This is a genomic window from Aquamicrobium sp. (genome assembly GCF_023954335.1).
GTDB lineage: Bacteria > Pseudomonadota > Alphaproteobacteria > Rhizobiales > Rhizobiaceae > Aerobium.
In genome coordinates this window covers 405,219-423,918 of the sequence record NZ_JAMLIE010000003.1, presented here as the reverse complement: position 1 = coordinate 423,918, position 18,700 = coordinate 405,219, and the positions used below count along the sequence as shown (strand labels likewise).

At 68.0% G+C, this 18,700-nt stretch carries 17 protein-coding genes; 7 read left to right on the top strand and 10 right to left on the bottom strand.

Features of this window, described 5'->3' with window-relative positions; genetic code table 11:
* The first annotated feature begins 182 nt into the window (after nt 1–182).
* The 4 genes from gap to M9945_RS19465 all read left to right on the top strand — a co-directional run bounded on the left by gap (nt 183) and on the right by M9945_RS19465 (nt 4,051).
* Nucleotides 183–1,190, top strand: coding sequence for a type I glyceraldehyde-3-phosphate dehydrogenase (gene gap, locus M9945_RS19480; protein ID WP_367945867.1), 1,008 nt, complete (start codon nt 183–185; stop codon nt 1,188–1,190).
* Between the two features lie 7 nt (nt 1,191–1,197).
* Entirely contained in the window at nt 1,198–1,764 is a 567-nt protein-coding gene (locus M9945_RS19475) for a putative glycolipid-binding domain-containing protein (RefSeq protein ID WP_367945866.1), read from the top strand.
* 29 nt (nt 1,765–1,793) lie between these two features.
* On the top strand, nt 1,794–2,984 hold the full coding sequence (gene pgk / locus M9945_RS19470) for a phosphoglycerate kinase (protein WP_367945865.1): 1,191 nt from the start codon (nt 1,794–1,796) through the stop codon (nt 2,982–2,984).
* 158 nt (nt 2,985–3,142) lie between these two features.
* Entirely contained in the window at nt 3,143–4,051 is a 909-nt protein-coding gene (locus tag M9945_RS19465; RefSeq protein ID WP_367945864.1) for a fructose bisphosphate aldolase, read from the top strand.
* 262 nt (nt 4,052–4,313) lie between these two features.
* On the opposite strand, the gene M9945_RS19460 is transcribed toward M9945_RS19465, so the two are convergent.
* Nucleotides 4,314–4,475, bottom strand: coding sequence for a hypothetical protein (locus M9945_RS19460; protein ID WP_367928782.1), 162 nt, complete (start codon nt 4,473–4,475; stop codon nt 4,314–4,316).
* A 148-nt stretch (nt 4,476–4,623) separates the two neighbouring features.
* Here M9945_RS19460 and M9945_RS19455 point away from each other — a divergent pair, with 148 nt between their 5' ends.
* Nucleotides 4,624–6,531, top strand: coding sequence for a propionyl-CoA synthetase (locus M9945_RS19455; protein ID WP_367945863.1), 1,908 nt, complete (start codon nt 4,624–4,626; stop codon nt 6,529–6,531).
* Nucleotides 6,532–6,599: 68 nt separating this feature from the next.
* On the opposite strand, the gene M9945_RS19450 is transcribed toward M9945_RS19455, so the two are convergent.
* The 7 genes from M9945_RS19450 to M9945_RS19420 form a co-directional block, all read right to left on the bottom strand.
* A complete protein-coding gene (locus M9945_RS19450) occupies nt 6,600–7,286 on the bottom strand; it encodes a DUF1013 domain-containing protein (protein ID WP_367928780.1) in 687 nt (228 codons plus the stop codon).
* A gap of 133 nt (nt 7,287–7,419) precedes the next feature.
* Nucleotides 7,420–7,866, bottom strand: coding sequence for a GFA family protein (locus M9945_RS19445; RefSeq protein ID WP_367945862.1), 447 nt, complete (start codon nt 7,864–7,866; stop codon nt 7,420–7,422).
* 73 nt (nt 7,867–7,939) lie between these two features.
* Entirely contained in the window at nt 7,940–8,806 is an 867-nt protein-coding gene (locus M9945_RS19440; protein WP_367945861.1) for an RNA polymerase factor sigma-32, read from the bottom strand.
* Nucleotides 8,807–9,088: 282 nt separating this feature from the next.
* The gene (locus M9945_RS19435) at nt 9,089–9,658 is read right to left on the bottom strand and encodes a CarD family transcriptional regulator (RefSeq protein WP_367928777.1); all 570 of its coding nucleotides are present in this window, start codon (nt 9,656–9,658) and stop codon (nt 9,089–9,091) included.
* 386 nt (nt 9,659–10,044) lie between these two features.
* Nucleotides 10,045–10,383, bottom strand: coding sequence for a ferredoxin FdxA (gene fdxA, locus M9945_RS19430; RefSeq protein WP_367928776.1), 339 nt, complete (start codon nt 10,381–10,383; stop codon nt 10,045–10,047).
* Nucleotides 10,384–10,543: 160 nt separating this feature from the next.
* Nucleotides 10,544–10,858 carry an RNA-binding S4 domain-containing protein gene (locus M9945_RS19425; protein WP_367945860.1) on the bottom strand — a complete coding sequence of 105 codons (315 nt, stop codon included), beginning with the start codon at nt 10,856–10,858 and terminating at the stop codon, nt 10,544–10,546.
* A 24-nt stretch (nt 10,859–10,882) separates the two neighbouring features.
* Nucleotides 10,883–14,323: a helicase-related protein gene (locus M9945_RS19420; protein WP_367945859.1), complete on the bottom strand. Its 3,441-nt coding sequence runs from the start codon at nt 14,321–14,323 to the stop codon at nt 10,883–10,885.
* Nucleotides 14,324–15,046: 723 nt separating this feature from the next.
* On the opposite strand from M9945_RS19420, the gene aqpZ reads away from it, so the two are divergent.
* Entirely contained in the window at nt 15,047–15,736 is a 690-nt protein-coding gene (aqpZ, locus tag M9945_RS19415; protein WP_367945858.1) for an aquaporin Z, read from the top strand.
* Between the two features lie 70 nt (nt 15,737–15,806).
* Here the strand turns inward: aqpZ and M9945_RS19410 are convergent, their stop codons facing one another.
* Both M9945_RS19410 and M9945_RS19405 read right to left on the bottom strand, forming a co-directional pair.
* Nucleotides 15,807–16,532: a beta-ketoacyl-ACP reductase gene (locus M9945_RS19410; RefSeq protein ID WP_367945857.1), complete on the bottom strand. Its 726-nt coding sequence runs from the start codon at nt 16,530–16,532 to the stop codon at nt 15,807–15,809.
* Between the two features lie 134 nt (nt 16,533–16,666).
* Nucleotides 16,667–17,845, bottom strand: a complete 1,179-nt coding sequence (locus M9945_RS19405) for an acetyl-CoA C-acetyltransferase (protein WP_367945856.1) — start codon at nt 17,843–17,845, stop codon at nt 16,667–16,669.
* Nucleotides 17,846–18,071: 226 nt separating this feature from the next.
* Here M9945_RS19405 and phaR point away from each other — a divergent pair, with 226 nt between their 5' ends.
* Nucleotides 18,072–18,689 carry a polyhydroxyalkanoate synthesis repressor PhaR gene (gene phaR / locus M9945_RS19400; protein ID WP_367928770.1) on the top strand — a complete coding sequence of 206 codons (618 nt, stop codon included), beginning with the start codon at nt 18,072–18,074 and terminating at the stop codon, nt 18,687–18,689.
* Nucleotides 18,690–18,700 lie beyond the last annotated feature (11 nt).

Genomic DNA, 18,700 nt, shown 5'->3' with positions numbered 1-18,700 from the left:
AGGGGCAGCGCGAGCGGTCGTGGTGAAGTCGCCGGTGTGTAACCCCGTTCATGCTAATCGGTTTTATCCGCCGGCGGCGCTGGATTCTTCGTGGAGGCGCGGCTAAGGAAACGCAGCTTCGGCGCGTGGCCCGCTCCATGTTGCCGGAAAACCTCGCTTTTCAGCCCGTCGGGAGATCGCACATGACCGTCAAAGTCGCCGTCAACGGATTTGGCCGCATCGGCCGCAACATCGTCCGCGCCATCTATGAGAGTGGCCGCAAGGACATTGACGTGGTGGCGATCAACGACCTCGGCCCGGTGGAGACCAACGCGCATCTCCTGCGCTACGACAGCGTCCACGGCCGCTTCCCGAGCGAGGTGAAGGTCTCTGGCGACACCATCACTGTCGGCTCCGACTCGTTCAAGGTGTTCGCCGAGCGCGACCCGGCCAAGCTGCCGTGGGGCGAACTGGGCGTCGACATCGTGCTCGAATGCACCGGCATCTTCACCTCGAAGGAAAAGGCCTCGGCCCACATCGCCGGCGGCGCCAAGCGCGTCATCGTCTCGGCCCCGGCCGACAATGCGGACCTGACCGTCGTCTACGGCGTCAACCACGACAAGCTCACCAAGGACCACATCGTCATCTCCAACGCCTCCTGCACCACCAACTGCCTCGCGCCGGTGGCCAAGGTGCTGAACGACGCCTTCGGCATCGAGAAGGGCTTCATGACGACGGTGCACGCCTATACGGGCGACCAGCCGACGCTCGACACCATGCACAAGGACCTCTACCGCGCCCGCGCGGCGGCCCTGTCGATGATCCCGACCTCGACCGGCGCGGCCAAGGCCGTCGGCCTCGTACTGCCGGAGCTCAAGGGCAAGCTCGACGGCGTGTCGATCCGTGTGCCGACCCCGAACGTCTCGGTCATCGACTTCAAGTTCGTGCCGAAGAAAAACGTCACCGTCGACGAGGTCAACGCCGCGCTGGTGGCGGCCGCCGACGGCCCGCTCAAGGGCATCCTCGCCTATACGAAGGAGCCGCTGGTCTCCATCGACCTCAACCACGACGCGCATTCCTCGACCTTCGCGCTCGACCAGACGAAGGTCGTCGAGGGCAATTTGGTGCGCGTGATGTCGTGGTACGACAACGAGTGGGGCTTCTCCAACCGCATGGCCGACACGGCCGTCGCGCTCGGCAAGACCATCTGACGACGCCATGTTCCGGCCTCTCGCCAACAGGACGGTGCGCTGGCGCCCCGTCGAGGGCGCGGGGCTGGAGCATCTGACGCTCGGTCCGGGACCTGACGGCATCCGCGCGACGAGCGTCGTCATCGGCACATACGGGGGCCGCCCCTTCGGGGCGCGCTACCGCATCGATTGCGCGGCGGACTGGTCCGTGCGCGCCTTAGAGGTCGAAACCACGGACGGGCGGCGTCTGGCGATGAGCGGCGACGGCGAGGGCAACTGGCGCGACGCGCAGGGCGCCCCGCGCCACGATTGCGCCGGCTGCATCGACATCGATTTGTCGGCGACGCCCTTCACCAACACGCTGCCGATCCGCCGGCTCGGGCTGACGCGCGCGGCGGGAACCGTCCGGCTCTCCATGCTCTACGTGCCGCTCGACACGCTCGACCCGTTCGTGGACGGGCAGCACTACACCGCGATCGAGGACGGTCGTCTTTATCGATACGAGGCGGCGGACGGCAGCTTCCGCGCCGACCTTCCGCTCGATGAGGACGGCCTCGTCGTCGATTATCCTTCCCTTTTCGCGCGCGTCGACTGAAACGCGCAGCCAGCAGAATGGAGACGATCATGAGCTTCCACACGCTCGACGAGGCCGATGTCGCCGGCAAGCGCGTGCTTGTCCGCGTCGATCTGAACGTTCCGGTCAAGGACGGCGCGGTGACGGACGCAACGCGCATCGAGCGCGTCGCGCCGACCGTGACCGAGCTTGCCGACAAGGGCGCCAAGGTCGTCCTCCTCGCCCATTTCGGCCGGCCGAAGGGCGCGCCCGACCCGGCGCAGTCGCTGGCCCCGATCGCGAAGGCGGCTTCCCAGGTGCTCGGCCGGCCGGTCGCCTTCGCCGCCGACTGCATCGGCGCGGCGGCGTCCGACGCGGTGGGGGCGATGAAGGGCGGCGACATCCTGCTTCTCGAAAACACCCGCTTCCACAAGGGCGAGGAGAAGAACGAGCCGGACTTCGTCGCGGCGCTGGCCGCCAATGGCGACATCTACGTCAACGACGCCTTCTCCGCCGCCCACCGGGCGCATGCCTCGACCGAGGGGCTGGCGCGGGTGCTGCCTTCCTATGCCGGCCGCTCGATGCAGGCCGAGCTGGAGGCGCTGGAAAAGGGCCTCGGCAAGCCGGCGCGGCCGGTGGTCGCCATCGTCGGCGGGGCCAAGGTCTCGACCAAGATCGACCTCCTGACCAACCTCGTCGAGAAGGTCGATGCGCTGGTCATTGGCGGCGGCATGGCCAACACCTTCCTCGCCGCGCAGGGGATCGATGTCGGCAAGTCGCTCTGCGAGCACGATCTCGCCGACACCGCGCGGCAGATCATGGCCAAGGCGAAGGAGACGGGCTGCGCCGTCGTACTGCCGACCGACGCGGTGGTGGCGAAGGAATTCAAGGCCAATGCCGCGAACGAGACCGTGCCGGCCGGCGCGGTTCCCGCTGACGGCATGATCCTCGATGTCGGCCCCGAGACCGTCGAGGCGGTGAAGGGCTGGATCGCCAAGGCGCGGACGCTGGTGTGGAACGGCCCGCTCGGCGCGTTCGAGATCGCGCCGTTCGACCGCGCGACCGTCGCGGCGGCCGCGTTCGCGGCCGGGCGGACGAAGGAAGGCAAGCTCGTCTCCGTCGCCGGCGGCGGCGACACGGTGGCGGCGCTCAACCACGCGGATGTTGCCGACGACTTCACCTATGTCTCGACCGCCGGAGGCGCCTTCCTCGAATGGATGGAAGGCAAGGAACTGCCCGGCGTCGCCGCGCTCTCGAAGTAGGGGGCGGACGGGAACGGCGGCCGCCGCGGCAAATCCGCGCGGCCGTTTACCCTCTTAAACATTTGAAATCCTTTCAATCGATTCGACTGCGCGCCTCGCATTCCGTTCGCGGGCCGCTTCTGCTAAGCGGCCATCAACCACGGACAAGGAGGCAGATAATGAGCGAGCGTCTCAAGGACATCGTGACCGCAATGGCCGAGCAGGCCACGAACAAGGACGGCTTCATCGCCGCGCTCGACCAGTCGGGCGGCTCCACGCCCAAGGCGCTCAAGCTCTACGGCGTCGATGAAAGCGCCTGGTCGGACGATGCCGGGATGTTCGATCTCATCCACGCGATGCGCGCGCGGATCATCAAGTCGCCCGCCTTCACCGGCGACAAGGTGATGGGCGCGATCCTGTTCGAGCAGACCATGGACCGCGACATCGACGGCACGCCGACGGCGCAGTATCTGTGGGAGAAGCGCGGCGTCGTGCCGTTCCTCAAAGTCGACAAGGGCCTCGCCGAGGAAAAGGACGGCGTCAAGCTGATGAAGCCGATGCCCGACCTCGACGCGCTGCTGGAGCGCGCCGTCGCCAAGGGCGTCTTCGGCACCAAGATGCGCTCGGTGATCGACGCGGCGAACCCAGCAGGAATCGCGGCCAACGTCGCCCAGCAGTTCGAGGTGGCGAAGCAGATCCTCGGCCACGGCCTCGTGCCGATCATCGAGCCGGAGGTGACGATCTCCATTCCCGACAAGGCCGAGGCGGAGGATATCCTGCTCGCCGAGATCACGAAGCAGCTCGACGGCGTGCTGGCCGGCAAGAAGGTGATGCTGAAGCTGACGCTGCCGACCAAGGCCAACCTCTACAAGCCGCTGATCGACGATCCGCGCGTCATGCGCGTGGTCGCGCTGTCCGGCGGCTATTCCCGCGACGACGCCAACGCGATGCTGGCGCAGAATGCCGGCATGATCGCCAGCTTCTCGCGCGCGCTGACCGAGGGGCTTTCCGCCAAGCAGAGCGACGCCGAGTTCGACGCCGCGCTCGGCGCGGCGATCGACAGCATCTTCGAGGCGTCCCGCGCCTGACGGCATGCAAGGCCGTGCTGCGCATCATCGGCGCCGTCTGCGCTGCCCCTCATCCGGCTGCCGCCACCTTCTCCCCGTAAACGGGGAGAAGAGAGCTGTTGTCCTTGCTTTCGCCAATCGCAAGCGTCGCAAAGAGGATGTGGCGGTGCGGCCGGCATCCCTTCTCCCCGTTTACGGGGAGAAGGTGCCCGAAGGGCGGATGAGGGGCAGCGCAGGCAGCCGAAGATCGCGCTCCATCGGAGCGGATAAGACGCAATACGCTCTAGTTGCCGTGGCTCAAGAGCACGGTCAGCGAGATCGCGGCGATGGCGAACACGGCCAGCTTCCAGAAATCGCTGCGCTTCCTCAGCCCCGGCAAGCCGAGCGGCTTGATGATGTGGGCGATCATCAGCCCGACGATCAGCAGGGAAAGTATCTTGGTCATCGGCGCGGCCCGCAGCATTCCCGTTTCTTCGTCGCCCCTTTGAGCAGCAAGCTTGACTCCTGTCAAAGCGGGGCGGACCCTGCGCGCTGTAGTGATTGAAAATGATCGCTGCCGGCAGAGGAACGGCGGCGAAGCAAGGGAGGGAAAGATGGCGTCACGCTACGCTGAGGTTTACGCTGGCTGGCAGGCGGACCCCGAAGGGTTCTGGGCCGAGGCGGCAAAGGCGATAGACTGGATCTCCCCACCGACGCGGATCTTCGACGCCGACCAGGGCGTCTACGGCCGCTGGTTCGTCGACGGCATCTGCAACACCTGCTTCAACGCCGTCGACCGCCATGTGGCGGGCGGCCGCGCCGACCAGCCGGCGGTGATCTACGACAGCCCGATCACCGGCAGGAAACGGAGCTGGACCTATGCCGAGCTGAAGGACGAGGTGGTGGCGCTCGCCGCCGTGCTGCGCGAGCAGGGCGTCGAGCAGGGCGACCGCGTCATCGTCTACATGCCGATGGTGCCGGAAGCGCTGTTCGCCATGCTGGCCTGCGCGCGCCTCGGCGCGGTGCATTCGGTGGTGTTCGGCGGCTTCGCCGCGCGCGAGCTGGCGACGCGCATCGACGATGCGAGGCCGAAGCTGATCGTTTCCGCCTCGTGCGGGCTGGAGCCGGGCCGCGTCGTCGCTTACAAGCCGTTGCTCGACGGGGCCATCGACATGGCCGCGCACAAGGTCGAGGCTTGCGTCATCCTCCAGCGGCCCGAGCATCCGTGCGATCTTATACCCGGCCGCGATGTCGACATGGGCGAGGCGGTCGCCGTCGCCAAGAAGGCCGGCAAGACGGTGGAGTGCGTTGCGCTCGCTGCCACCGACCCGCTCTACGTGCTCTACACGTCCGGCACCACGGGCCAGCCCAAGGGCGTGGTGCGCGACAATGGCGGCCACATGGTCGCGCTGAAATGGACCATGAAGAACGAGTTCGGCATCGAGCCGGGCGAGGTGTTCTGGGCGGCGAGCGACGTCGGCTGGGTGGTCGGCCATTCCTACATCGTCTATGCGCCGCTGCTGCACGGCGCGACCACCATCGTCTTCGAGGGCAAGCCGGTCGGCACGCCCGACGCCGGCACCTTCTGGCGGGTGATCGCCGAGCACGGCGTTTCGGCGCTGTTCACCGCGCCGACCGCCTTCCGCGCCATCAAGGGGCAGGACCCCAAGGGCGAGTTCGTCCGCAAATACGACTTGTCCCGCTTCCGCACCCTGTTCCTCGCCGGCGAGCGCGCCGATCCGGAGACGATCAAGTGGGCCGAGGCCCAGCTCGGCGTGCCGGTGATCGACCACTGGTGGCAGACCGAGACCGGCTATCCGATCAGCCAGAATCCGGTCGGGCTTGGGCAGCTCCCGGTCAAGTACGGCTCGCCGGCCGTGCCGATGCCGGGCTACGACGTGCGCGTGCTGGACGATGCCGGCCACGAGGTGCCGCGCGGCACGCTCGGCAACGTCGTCATCAAGCTGCCGCTGCCGCCCGGCTGCCTGCCGACGCTGTGGAACGCCGACGAGCGCTTCCGCTCGGCCTATCTCAACGAGTTCCCCGGCTACTACAAGACGGCGGACGCCGGCTACATCGACGACGACAACTACCTCTTCATCATGGCCCGCACCGACGACATCATCAACGTCGCCGGCCATCGCCTGTCGACCGGGGCGATGGAGGAGGTGGTGGCCGAGCATCCGGACGTCGCCGAATGTGCCGTCGTCGGCATGCACGACGGCATGAAGGGGCAGATCCCGCTCGGCTTCGTCGTGCTCAACGCCGGCGTCGCGCGTGAGCAGGCCGACATCGAGAAGGAAGTGATCGCGCTGGTGCGCGACAAGATCGGGCCGGTCGCGGCCTTCAAGTCGGTGGTGACGGTCAAGCGCCTGCCCAAGACACGCTCGGGCAAGATCCTGCGCGGCACGATGCAGAAGATCGCCGACCGCGAGACATGGTCGATGCCGGCCACCATCGACGACCCGGCGATCCTCGACGAGATCGGCTCGGCGCTCCAGGGCAAGGGCATCGGCGGCTGAAAAAACGAAACCGGCGCGGAACAGGTCCCGCGCCGGCCGATCGTCCGGTAATTCGGCCAGATGGAGGGTCAGTCCTCCTCGTCCTCGTCGCGCGGGGCCGACTTGAGCGAGGACAGCTTGGCGAAGACGGCGTCGGCGTCGAGCTCGCCCTCCTCCCTGTCCTCGCGCACGTCGAGGCTTTCGGTCATCGAGGCGGGCAGCAGCGTGTCGCCGGCGGGCGCGGCGGCCGGCTGGCCGCGCGAGGCGCGCTGCACCTCGAGGTCGAGGTCGATCTGCGAGCACAGGCCCAGCGTCACCGGGTCCATCGGCGTCAGGTTGGCCGCGTTCCAGTGGGTGCGGTTGCGGATCTGCTCGATGGTCGACTTGGTGGTGCCGACGAGGCGCGAGATCTGCGCGTCCTTGAGCTCGGGATGGTTCTTGACCAGCCACAGGATGGCGTTCGGCCGGTCCTGGCGCTTCGACAGCGGCGTGTAGCGCGGGGTGCGGCGCTTCGATTCCGGCACGCGCACCTTGGGCTCCGACAGCTTCAGCCGATGCTCGGGATCGGCCTCGCCTTTGGCGATCTCGTCGCGCGAGAGCTGGCCGGTGATGACCGGATCGAGGCCCTTGATGCCCTGCGCCGCCTCGCCGTCGGCGATCGCCTTCACTTCCAGCGGGTGCAGCTTGCAGAAATGGGCGATCTGGTCGAAGGAAAGCGCGGTGTTGTCGACCAGCCAGACGGCGGTCGCCTTGGGCATGAGCAGCGTGTTGGCCATAAGATAAAGTCCTCTCGTTCGCCCGCGTCCCTGTCGCGGGCGGTGGGCAATGCCACCGATATGGGAAAATCGCGGCAGATATAGTCCGATTTGCGCCCGCCCGCAACGAAAAGCGCAACGCGCCGTGCGCAATCTACTCCCTGTCTGCCCCGTCCCGCCGTTCGAAGCGCAGGATGCCGGCGATGCGCGAGCCGCCGCCGGCCGGATCGTCGCTCGGGTGGACGACGCCGTCGGTGACCACGATCTCGGCGAAATCGAACGGGCTGACGCCGTCGAGGCAGGCGGCGTTGATGCCGTATTCGTTGGGGTTCGAGCGGCGGCGGTGGTGGGTGTAGATGCCGCAGCGCGAGCAGAAATAATGTAGCGCCGTGCCGGTGTTGAAGCGGTAGAGCGTCAGGGCGTCCGCGCCTTCGATGAGGGTGAAACCGTCGAGCGGGGCGGACACCGCGACCGCGCCGCGCATCCGGCAATAGGAGCAGGTGCAGCGCCTTGCCGTGTGCAGGCCGTCGCTCAGCCGGACGCGAAACCGCACCGCCCGGCAATGGCAGGCGCCGCCGATCTCGTCGATGTCGAAATCCATCTCTTCTTCCCCGAAAAATCGCGCGGGAGGGTACGATAGACCGGCGCGGGCCGCGGCGACAGGGGCTGCCGGATCAGGCGGCGCTGCTCATCCTGTCGGGGTCGCTGCGCACCAGTGCGGCGCGCAGCTTCTCCATCGCCCGGCTTTCGATCTGGCGCACCCGCTCCTTGGAGATGCCGAGCCGGCGGCCGAGCGCCTCGAGGGTCTCGCCCTCCTCGGAAAGCCGCCGCTCGCGGATGATCTTCAATTCGCGCGGGTTCAGGGTCGAGAGCGCCCGGTCGAGCCAGTGCCGGCGGCGCTCGCCGTCGATGGTGCGGGCGACGACCTCCTCGGGCAGCGGCGCGTCGCTGACGAGGGTGGCGGAAAGGGCCGGCCTTTCGCCGTCGGGGCCGGCGACCGGCGCGTCGAGCGAGCAGTCGGCGGCGGAGAGCCGCGCGTCCATCGCCGCGACGTCGCTGGTGCGGATGCCGAGCGCCTCGGCGATGGCGGTATGAAGCTCGTGGCGGGGGACATTGTCGCCATGCTCGCGGGCGAGCCGCGCCTTGAGCCGCCGCAGGTTGAAGAACAGCGCCTTCTGGCCTGAGGACGTGCCGCCGCGCACGATCGACCAGTTGCGCAGGATGAAGTCCTGCATCGAGGCGCGCACCCACCATGCCGCATAGGTCGAGAACCGCACCTCGCGGTCGGGATCGAAGCGGGCGGCGGCTTCGAGCAGGCCGATATGGCCTTCCTGGATGAGATCGCTCGCCGACAGGCCGAAATGGCGGAAGCGGCCGGCCATGGCAACGACGAGCCGCATATGGGCGAGCGCGATACGGTTCAGCGCCTCCTGATCGCGCCGCTCCTTCCAGCGCAGCGCGAGCGCAAGCTCCTCGTCGCGCGTGAGATAGGGCGCTCTCATCGCCTGCCGGATCATGCCTCGTCTGGCCAGATCGTCCATGGCTGCCGCTCCTGCCGGCGCACCGGGCCGGTGCCCGGCGATACGCCCCACGGCGGCAATACGCGCGGAAGGGGTATTTGTTCCCTCGGCGGGCGAGGGCGGATGCGGCGAAGCGCGTTTCTTTCTGTCGGGTGGGCCTAAAGCATGTCGCGTCCTATGCGTATCATCGGCGGCGCAGCGGCCGAAGATCGGAGCGGATAAGGCGCGACATGCTTTAGAAAACGAAGAACCCGGCCGCGAGGGCCGGGTTCGATCCTGTCCGAAACTCTGCCGAAGCGCGGCTTACGCCGCTTCTTCCTGCTCGGCTTCCTCGTTGTCGGCCTTGCCGCGGCGCGGGCCCTTGCTCAGATTGGCCTCGATCAGCCGCACGGCCTCGGTGTCCGACATCTTGTTGACGGCGGCGATCTCGCGCGCCATGCGGTCGAGCGCGGCCTCGTAGAGCTGACGCTCGGAATAGGACTGCTCGGGCTGGTTCTCGGCGCGGTAGAGGTCGCGCACGACCTCGGAGATCGAGATCAGGTCGCCGGAATTGATCTTGGCGTCGTATTCCTGCGCCCGGCGCGACCACATGGTGCGCTTGACGCGGGCGCGGCCCTGCACGACCTTCAGCGCGCGGTCGACATAATCGGTCTCGGACAGCTTGCGCATGCCGATCGAGGTCGCCTTGGCGACCGGAACCTTCAGGCGCATCTTGTCCTTCTGGAAGTCGATGACGAAGAGTTCCAGCTTGTGCCCGGCAACCTCCTGCTCCTCGATGGCGACGATCTGGCCGACGCCGTGCGCCGGATAGACCACGTATTCGCCGGTCTTGAAGCCCTGCCTGGTCGCCGACTTCTTCTGCTGGTTTGCCATACGCCCTGTACTCCTTTTTGTGCCGCGCGCCGTGGCGGCGCGGGGTTACATCAGCGGCCGGAGACCCGGCCAGCCGTGGCAGAGGAGACCCGTGTGCACATGTCCGTGAAGCCGACCCGTATCTTCCGATGAACGCCGAAACCGGAAAAGGCGCACGCGCGCCGAACCGGCCCGGTTTTACCGGCCCTGAATACGTGTCAGCCTTTCAATGATTAGGACGCTTGTGCAACTGGTCGAACGCCTGCCATCGGCATGTGGTTTCTTCCTACCACAAAAAGTAGAAAGAATCAACAATTTGCCGCAGCAGCGAACAGCCGCCCCGCCGGAGAGGGCGTCGGCGGGCCGGCTCGGCCGGCGTCGGGCGCGGCGCGCGCGCCGCGAAAGTTTCAGTTTCCCTCGCCCGGCTCGGGCGAGAAGTGGTTCTCGAACTTGCCGGCGACGCCGTCCCATTCCTCCCGGTCGTCGGGCGGCTCCTTCTTCTGGGTTATGTTGGGCCAGCGCGAGGCGTATTCGGCGTTGATCTCAAGCCAGCGCTCCAGCCCGGGGTCGGTGTCGGGCTTGATGGCGTCGGCCGGACATTCGGGCTCGCACACGCCGCAGTCGATGCACTCGTCGGGGTGGATGACGAGCATGTTCTCGCCTTCGTAGAAGCAGTCCACCGGACAGACCTCGACGCAGTCCATGTACTTGCACTTGATGCAGTTGTCGGTGACGACATAGGTCATCGCGCGGCTTCCTTCCGGCCCGGCCAGAAATACGCTTGCCCGGCATTTCATTTCGCGCGGTCAGGTAACGCCTTTGCCGGCCGCGTGCAAGGGTGACGAATCCGCGCAAGCCATCCATGCAGGGCAGCCATGCAGGCCACCCATATGGGACAGGCCGGGTTCACGACGGGTCGCGGTCGCCCGCACCGGCGTCGGGGGCCTCGCCCGGTGCGCCGAGATCCTCGTAGAGCGTGCGCGCCTCCTCGGCGGGGCCGCGCCGCCCGGCCAGCGCCAGGACCCGCCAGACGAGCACCCTGCGGTCGAGCGCGATGGTCAGCACGTCGCCGGGCTTCACCGTGCGCGCGGGATCGGCGATCTTGTCGCGGTTGACGCGGACATGGCCGGCCCCGACCAGCGCGGCGGCCAGCGAACGCGACTTCACGACCCGCGCGTAGACGAGCCATTTGTCGATGCGCTGGCGTTCCTCGCCGGTCATGGGTCTCCCAATTCGGGCCTTCGCCTATTTGCCCTTCAGCTTCTCGCGCAGCGCGGCCAGCTTGGCGAAGGGCGAATCCGGGTCGATCCGCGCCGGCCGATCCTCGCGCGGGCGGCGCGGCTCACCCTGCCGCTCGTTCCGGCCCTGCCCGTCGGGACCACCATGGCCGGGGCCGCGATGCGGGGGCTTGCCCCGGTGCGGTCCCTTGTTCGGGCCGTTGTGCGATCCCTTGCGCTGCTGGCCGTCGCGCTCCGCGCGACTTTCCCTGCCCTCGGCTTTGCCCTCTCCCCTGCCTTCGCCCTTGCCGGCAAAGCGGCGCTCGAAGCGCTTGCGGCCCTGCCCGTCGCCCGCGCCGGCCTCGCGGCCTTCCTGCCTGCCGCCGCCATGCTGCGGCCTGCGGCCCTGCCCATGGCGCGGCCGGCCCTCGCTGCGGCCCGGCCGCCACAGGAGGACGGGTTTCGCCTCCTCGGCCGGCGTCTCGGCGGCGGCGTCGGTTCCCGCGGGGACGCCGGATGCGGCTTCTGCCTGCGTCGGGGCGGCTTCCGCTCCCTCAGCGGCAGCGGGCGCGGCTTCGTCCGGAGCCGGAGCGTCGGCCGCAGCGGGGCCGGTTGCCTCGCCGGCAGCCTGCGCCGCTTCTTCTTCGCCTGTGGCGTCGGCGGCGGTCGCTTCCGCCGTCTCCACAGCAGCCGGCGCTGCCTCATCCGGGGCCGATACGTCGGATGCAGCGGGTTCGGGCGTCTCATCGGCCGCCTGCACGGCCTCTTCGCCTGCGGGCGCAGCTTCCGCCGCTTCCACGGCAGTGTCCTGCCCGACGGTCTCGTCCCCGTCGCGGGCGGGGGCTTCGCTCTCGGCCGCGCTCTCTCCGGCGGCGGGCGGGGCTTCCGCGGCGGCCGCCTTCGCGGCCGCGGCGGCTTCCACCCGTGCGGCTTCGGCCGCGTCGAGGGCGCCGAGGCGGGTCTGGACCTCGGCCGCGGGCTTGGCCTCCGCGCGGTAGCCGAGGCTCTTCAGGATTTCCTCCATGTCCTCGGCGGTGGCGCCGAGGATCGACATCATCGCCGGGGTGACGAGGAAGGCCGCGCCGTCATAAGCGCCGTCCGGGCGCGCGCCGGTGCCGGCCCGCCACGACAGCGCCGGGCGGATCAGGTCGGCGAGGCGCTCGAGGATGTCGACGCGCACGGCCCGGCGGCCGAGCATGCGATAGCCGGCGAGCCGGTAGAAGGCCGGCTCGAAGCCGGGATCGACCACCAGCGAGGTGCGGCCCGAGGCGAGGGCGTTGACCACGTCGCCGAAGCCGGGCTTGTCCTTGCCGTCATGGGCGAGCGACCACAGGAGCGTCACCAGCCCGGCCGGGCCGGGCTTCAGCAGCGCCGGCGTGAAGACGTGGAACGCGCCGAAGCGAACGCCGAGCCGGCGCAGCGCCGCCCGCGCCTCCTGGTCGAGCGCCTTGACGTCGTCGGCAACGTCGCGGCGGTTGATGAGGCCGAAATTCTCGACGAGCTGGAAGGCGATGCCGCGGGCGAGGCCGGAAAGCTGGTCGGCGGCCTTCAGGTCGACGAGCGGCTTCAGCAGCGTCTCGATCTGGTAGCGCACGAAGCGTTCGGCGCGCGCGGCGACCTTGTCGCGGGCCGGGCCGGTGAGCTGCTCGTCGGCGAGCAGGATGACGCGCGGGGAAAGCGGGTCTTCGCTCGCCGTCAGCGTTGCCACCGGCGCGCCGATCCAGCGCAGGAGGCCGTCGGAGGCCAGCGCGAAATCGCCGTTGGCGGAATTGGCGAAGCGCTCGGCGCGCGCCTCGAACTCGGCGGCCAGCGCCTTCTGCGCCGCCGCCTTGACCGCCTTGGCGTCCTCGCCGCCGGCCGACTGGTCGGCGGTGAAGCGGAAGCCCTGGAGGGAGCCGACATGGTGGCCCTCGACGGTGACGTCGCCGGCCGGATCTATTTCTGCCTCAAGCATCGCGTTCTCTCTCAGGCGCCTCATGAGCACGGAAGTCCTGCGGTCTACGAAGCGTTTCGTCAATCGCTCGTGCAGGGCATCCGACAGTCTGTCCTCTATCTCGCGCGTTTTTTCCTGCCAGTGTGCCGGATCGGCCAGCCATCCGGGCCGGTGCGACACGAAAGTCCAGGTGCGGATCTGGGCGATCCGCGCCGACAGCGTGTCGATGTCGCCCTCGGTCGTGTCGGCGCGGCGCACCTGCTCGGCCATGTAGTCCTCATCGACATGGCCCTTACGGGCGAGGTCGAGATAGATCGAGCCGATGATGTCGCCGTGCTGGGCCGGGGCGATGCGGCGATAGTCGGGCAGGGCGCAGGCTTCCCACAGGAGCTCGACCCGGCGCGGCCGGTCGGCCAGCCGCACGATCTCGTCGTCGCGGGCGAGATAGTCGAGCGCGCGCGCGTCCACCGCCGGCAGGGCGCGCGTCAGCCCCTCGACGGCCGGGACGCGGTCGATGGAGCGGCGCAGCGCGTCGAGGCTGGAGAAGTCGAAGGCGGCCGTGCGCCATTGCAGCACCTTGACCGGCTCGAAATCGTGGCTCTCGATCCTCTCGACCAGCTCGTCGGGGAACGGGTCGACCTGGCCGGTGACGCCGAAGGTGCCGTCGCGCATGTGGCGGCCGGCGCGGCCTGCGATCTGGCCGAGCTCGGCCGCGGTCAGCTCGCGATACTGGAAGCCGTCGAACTTGCGGTTCTGGGCGAAGGCGACATGGTCGACGTCGAGGTTCAGGCCCATGCCGATGGCGTCGGTGGCGACGAGGTAGTCGACGTCGCCCGACTGGTAGAGCTCGACCTGGGCGTTGCGGGTGCGGGGCGAAAGGCCGCCCAGCACCACGGCCGCGCCGCCGCGCTGGCGGCGGATCAGCTCGGCGATGCCGTAGACCTCGTCGGCCGAGAAGGCGACGACGGCCGAGCGGCGCGGCAGCCGCGTCAGCTTCTTCGAGCCGGCATAGGCCAGATGCGACATGCGCGGCCGGGTGACGACGGAAACGCCGCGCAGCAGCTTTTCCAGGATGCCGCGCATGGTCGCCGCGCCGAGCAGCAGCGTCTCCTGCCGGCCGCGCAGGTTGAGGATGCGGTCGGTGAAGATGTGGCCGCGCTCGAGATCGGCGGCGAGCTGCACCTCGTCGATGGCGACGAAGGCGGCGTCGGTCTCGCGCGGCATCGCCTCGACCGTGCAGACGAAATAGCGCGCGCCCGCAGGCTGGATCTTCTCCTCGCCGGTGACGAGCGCGACCTTGTCGGCCCCGACCCGGGCGCAGACGCGGGCATAGACCTCGCGCGCCAGCAGCCTGAGCGGCAGGCCGATGACGCCGCTCTCATGCGCCACCAGCCGCTCGATGGCGAGATGGGTCTTGCCGGTGTTGGTGGGGCCGAGCACCGCCGTCACGTCGCGCCCGGACAGGATGAGCGGCTGGACAGACGACTGGCCAAGGGGCCGGGATGGCGGCGCATCGGGTCTTGTCGGGGTGGTCATCGTGCGGGGGCGACCCTGTGGTGCGCGTGGGATGCGCGCGGCGCGGCTGAGGCATTTTCCGCCAAGCGGGTTAGCATGGGCGGCAACCGGGCGGAAGATGGCGCCCGACAAAGGTGGTGTCAGGGGTGGCGTCAGGGAGATTTTTTCCGTGCCGCCGGGACACCGCATTAACACTCGGAACGAGTCTGGAACGAATCAGCGACGAATCACTGACTCGCCGATGTTCCTTCTCTGTTCACCGCTATATGTAGCGGTTACGGGGCAGAGTCGGACCAGATGCTGAATCGCCGTTTCCTCCCGTTCCGTCCTCGACCGCCGAGTCGTTAACCTTTGCCCCCCAAGCCTTCCGGAGGCGGCCGCGGCGTCGTGCGAAGCGGGCGGCAAGCTTAGGAATTCGTTATGGTTTTCTTTACCGTCGGTTAAGGTTTCGCTGGGCCGGGGGCCTCCGGCGTTAACTTCCCGACCAAAGGCGGAACGAATCGGCGACGAATCACTGACCGGCACCGTTTCCCGTTTCGTTCTCCACAAGATGTAGTGGTTCCCACAGCTTCTCCACAACAAGTCCACAAGCTTTCCCGGCTGATTCGCACAGGGCTTTCCGGCGTGCCGTTAACCTTTGGCCCCGATTGCAGGGTGGGAAGGCGGCTAATCGCCTGCCAGTTGCCGAAGGATGCGACTCATGCTCATGCTCGTTTCGCCCGTCTATCTTCACGGAGAATCAGCATGACAAAGCGTCTTCTGGCCGAGTTCCTCGGAACGTTCTGGCTCGTCTTCGGCGGCTGCGGCTCGGCGGTGCTTGCCGCCGCCTATCCTGAGCTCGGCATCGGCTTCGCCGGCGTGGCGCTCGCTTTCGGTCTCACCGTGCTGACCATGGCCTATGCCGTGGGCGGCATTTCCGGCGGCCACTTCAATCCGGCCGTCACGGTCGGCCTGCTCGCCGCGGGCAAGTTCGACGGCAAGGATCTCGTGCCTTACATCGTCGCCCAGCTCGTCGGCGCGGTCGTCGCCGCGCTCGCGCTCTACCTCGTCGTTTCCGGCAAGTCGGACTTCACCTCGGTGGGCGGCTTCGCCTCGAACGGCTATGGCGAGGCCTCGCCCGGCGGCTATTCGCTGACCTCGGCGCTGGTGATCGAGGTGCTGCTGACCTTCTTCTTCCTGATCGTCATCCTCGGCGCGACCAGCGGCCGGGTGCCGGCCGGCTTCGCGCCCATCGCCATCGGCCTCGCGCTGACGCTGATCCACCTGATCTCGATCCCGGTGACGAACACCTCCGTCAACCCGGCGCGCTCGACGGGCGTCGCCCTGTTCGCGGAAGGCCCGGCGCTGGCGCAGCTCTGGCTGTTCTGGGTCGCGCCCCTGATCGGCGCGGCGATCGCCGGTGTCGTCTACAAGGCGCTGCTCGACGACGAGTAAGCCCCGCGCGCGATCTCAAAAGGAAACGGCCCCTCGCGGGGCCGTTTCTGTTTGCGCCGGGTTCGCGCCGTCAGACGAAGAACTGGCCGCCATTGGCCGAGATGGTCGAGCCGGTGATGAAGCCGGCGTCGTCGGCCGCGAGGAAGACGACGATGCGGGCGATCTCCTCCGGCTCGCCGAGGCGGCCGACCGGGATCTGCGGGATGATGCGCTCGGCCAGCACCTTCTCGTCGATGGCCTTGACCATGTCGGTGCCGATATAGCCGGGGCAGATGGCGTTGACGGTGATGCCGGCGCGCGCGCCCTCCTGCGCCAGCGCCTTGGTGAAGCCGAGATCGCCGGCCTTGGCGGCCGAATAGTTGGCCTGGCCCGCCTGCCCCTTCTGGCCGTTGATCGAGGAGATGGTGATGATGCGGCCGAACTTGCGCTCGCGCATGCCGTTCCACAGCGGATGCGTCATGTTGAAGACGCCCGAAAGGTTGGTGTCGATCACCTCGCGCCACTGCTGCGGCGTCATCTTGTGGAACATGGAGTCGCGGGTGATGCCGGCATTGTTGACCAGGATGTCGACCGGGCCGAGATCGGCCTCGACCTTGGCGATCCCGGCCGCGCAGGAATCGTAGTCGGCGACCGACCATTTGTAGACCGCGATGCCGGTCTCGTCGCGGAACTTCGCCGCGGCCTCGTCATTGCCGGCATAGTTGGCGGCCACCTTGTAGCCGGCGTTCTTCAGCGCCACCGAGATCGCCGCGCCGATGCCGCGCGAGCCGCCGGTCACGAGTGCTGTTCTGGTCATGTGGGGTCCTCCTCCCGTTGGTCGGAGAGGAGCGAATAGGGAGTAGCGAATAGCGAGTACGGATTCTTCAGTCCCGCCGCGCCTGCGCCCTTCTTCCCCCTATTCGCTACTCCCTATTGGCTATTCCCTACTCACTATCTTTCCACGCACATCGCCACGCCCATGCCGCCGCCGATGCACAGCGTGCCGAGGCCCCGCTTGGCGCCGCGGCGCTTCATCTCGAACAGCAGCGTGTTGAAGATGCGCGCGCCGGAGGCGCCGATCGGGTGGCCGATGGCAATGGCGCCGCCATTGACGTTGACGATGTCCGGGTTCCAGCCCATGTCCTTGTTGACGGCGAGCGCCTGGGCGGCGAACGCTTCGTTGGCCTCGACGAGGTCGAGGTCGTCGACCTTCCAGCCGGCCTTCTCCAGCGCCTTGCGCGAGGCGGGAATCGGCCCGGTGCCCATGATCTGCGGGTCGACGCCGGCGGTGGCCCAGGAGACGATGCGCGCCAGCGGCTCGATGCCGCGCCGCGCGGCCTCCTCCTCGCTCATCAGCACCACGGCGGCCGCGCCGTCATTGATGCCGGAGGCGTTGCCGGCCGTCACCGTGCCTTCCTTGTCGAAGGCGGGGCGCAGCTTCTGCATCCCCTCCAGCGTCGCGCCGTGGCGGATGTACTCGTCGTTCTCGACCACGACGTCGCCCTTGCGGGTCTTCAGCGTGACGGGGACGATCTCGTCCCTGAAGCGGCCGGCCTTCTGCGCGGCCTCGGCCTTGTTCTGCGAGGCGACGGCGAAGGCGTCCTGCTCCTCGCGGGTCAGCTGCCACTGGCGGGCGACGTTCTCGGCCGTGTTGCCCATGTGGTAGCCGTAGAAGGCGTCGGTCAGCCCGTCCTTGATCATCGAATCGATCATCTTGAAGTCGCCCATCTTCACGCCGCCGCGCAGATGCGCGACATGGGGGGCGAGCGACATCGATTCCTGCCCGCCGGCGACGATGATCTTTGCGTCGCCGGTCTGGATCTGCTGCATGCCGATGGCGACGGCACGCAGGCCCGAGCCGCAGAGCTGGTTCAGGCCCCAGGCGGTCTTCTCGTCGGGGATGCCGGCGCCGCGGGCGGCCTGGCGGGCCGGGTTCTGGCCCTGGCCGGCGGAGAGGATCTGGCCCATCACCACCTCGTCCACCTCGGCGCCGTCGACGCCGGCGCGGGCCAGCGCCTCCCTGATGGCGACCGCGCCCAGCACATGGGCGGGCGTGTCGGCGAACGCGCCGTTGAACGAGCCGACGGGCGTGCGCGTCGCGCTGGCGACGACGATGGCGGAAGCGGACATGGACTTTCCCTCGCGATCCTGAATTGACGGGTTCCGTTCTGGTGACTCCGATCTTGCCGTTTCCCCGGCCCAAGTCAAACCGGAAAATAGCAGTTGCAGCATAAGTGCGGCGGCGCACAAAGCGCTTTCAATTCCTGCCGGTTTGAGCATATCCTGCCATTTGGTCCGGGGAGGCCCAAGGTCAGGACCTGCTTACGTTTGATGCCCGCAGTCCAGGAGGTGATGGATGTCCACGAAAGACGATCCGGTGATTATCAAGAAATATGCCAATCGCCGCCTCTACAATACCGGGACGAGCACATACGTCACCTTGGAAGATCTTGCCGAGATGGTCCGCAAGGGCGAGGACTTCACCGTCCAGGACGCCAAGAGCGGCGAGGACATCACCCACCCGGTCCTGACCCAGATCATCTTCGAGCTGGAGAACCGCGAGGGGCAGAACATGCTGCCCATCCCGTTCCTGCGCCAGCTCATCTCCTTCTACGGCGACCAGATGCAGATGGTGGTGCCGAGCTATCTCGAGCAGTCGATGATCGCCTTCGCCAAGGAGCAGGAGCGCTTCCGCGAGCAGATGAAGAACGCCATGGGCGGCATCGGCAAGTCGCCGATGGACGTGATGAAGATGGCGACGCCGATGAAGGCGCTCGAGGAGCAGACCAAGCGCAACATCGAGCTGTTCCAGAACGCGATGCGCATGTTCACGCCCTTCCCGCCGGCCGGAGAGGCCCCGGCCGCCGGCGCCAGCGAGGAGGATGCGCCCGAGGAGCGGGACGACGACCTCCAGGACCTCAAGGAGCAGATCGCGGCGATGCAGCGGCGGCTCGACAAGATGGGCAAGGGGTGAAGCCCCGCCGG

Bases quoted from the DNA above. Each gene is read 5' to 3' on its own strand.
- M9945_RS19455 (WP_367945863.1), top strand. From the start codon at position 4,624: ATGGCGTCACGCTACGCTGAGGTTTACGCTGGCTGGCAGGCGGACCCC.
- M9945_RS19405 (WP_367945856.1), bottom strand. From the start codon at position 17,845: ATGTCCGCTTCCGCCATCGTCGTCGCCAGCGCGACGCGCACGCCCGTC.
- M9945_RS19445 (WP_367945862.1), bottom strand. From the start codon at position 7,866: ATGGATTTCGACATCGACGAGATCGGCGGCGCCTGCCATTGCCGGGCG.
- pgk (WP_367945865.1), top strand. From the start codon at position 1,794: ATGAGCTTCCACACGCTCGACGAGGCCGATGTCGCCGGCAAGCGCGTG.
- aqpZ (WP_367945858.1), top strand. From the start codon at position 15,047: ATGACAAAGCGTCTTCTGGCCGAGTTCCTCGGAACGTTCTGGCTCGTC.
- M9945_RS19420 (WP_367945859.1), bottom strand. From the start codon at position 14,323: ATGACCACCCCGACAAGACCCGATGCGCCGCCATCCCGGCCCCTTGGC.
- M9945_RS19475 (WP_367945866.1), top strand. From the start codon at position 1,198: ATGTTCCGGCCTCTCGCCAACAGGACGGTGCGCTGGCGCCCCGTCGAG.
- phaR (WP_367928770.1), top strand. From the start codon at position 18,072: ATGTCCACGAAAGACGATCCGGTGATTATCAAGAAATATGCCAATCGC.
- M9945_RS19410 (WP_367945857.1), bottom strand. From the start codon at position 16,532: ATGACCAGAACAGCACTCGTGACCGGCGGCTCGCGCGGCATCGGCGCG.
- M9945_RS19440 (WP_367945861.1), bottom strand. From the start codon at position 8,806: ATGGACGATCTGGCCAGACGAGGCATGATCCGGCAGGCGATGAGAGCG.
- M9945_RS19465 (WP_367945864.1), top strand. From the start codon at position 3,143: ATGAGCGAGCGTCTCAAGGACATCGTGACCGCAATGGCCGAGCAGGCC.
- M9945_RS19460 (WP_367928782.1), bottom strand. From the start codon at position 4,475: ATGACCAAGATACTTTCCCTGCTGATCGTCGGGCTGATGATCGCCCAC.
- M9945_RS19450 (WP_367928780.1), bottom strand. From the start codon at position 7,286: ATGGCCAACACGCTGCTCATGCCCAAGGCGACCGCCGTCTGGCTGGTC.
- gap (WP_367945867.1), top strand. From the start codon at position 183: ATGACCGTCAAAGTCGCCGTCAACGGATTTGGCCGCATCGGCCGCAAC.
- fdxA (WP_367928776.1), bottom strand. From the start codon at position 10,383: ATGACCTATGTCGTCACCGACAACTGCATCAAGTGCAAGTACATGGAC.
- M9945_RS19425 (WP_367945860.1), bottom strand. From the start codon at position 10,858: ATGACCGGCGAGGAACGCCAGCGCATCGACAAATGGCTCGTCTACGCG.
- M9945_RS19435 (WP_367928777.1), bottom strand. From the start codon at position 9,658: ATGGCAAACCAGCAGAAGAAGTCGGCGACCAGGCAGGGCTTCAAGACC.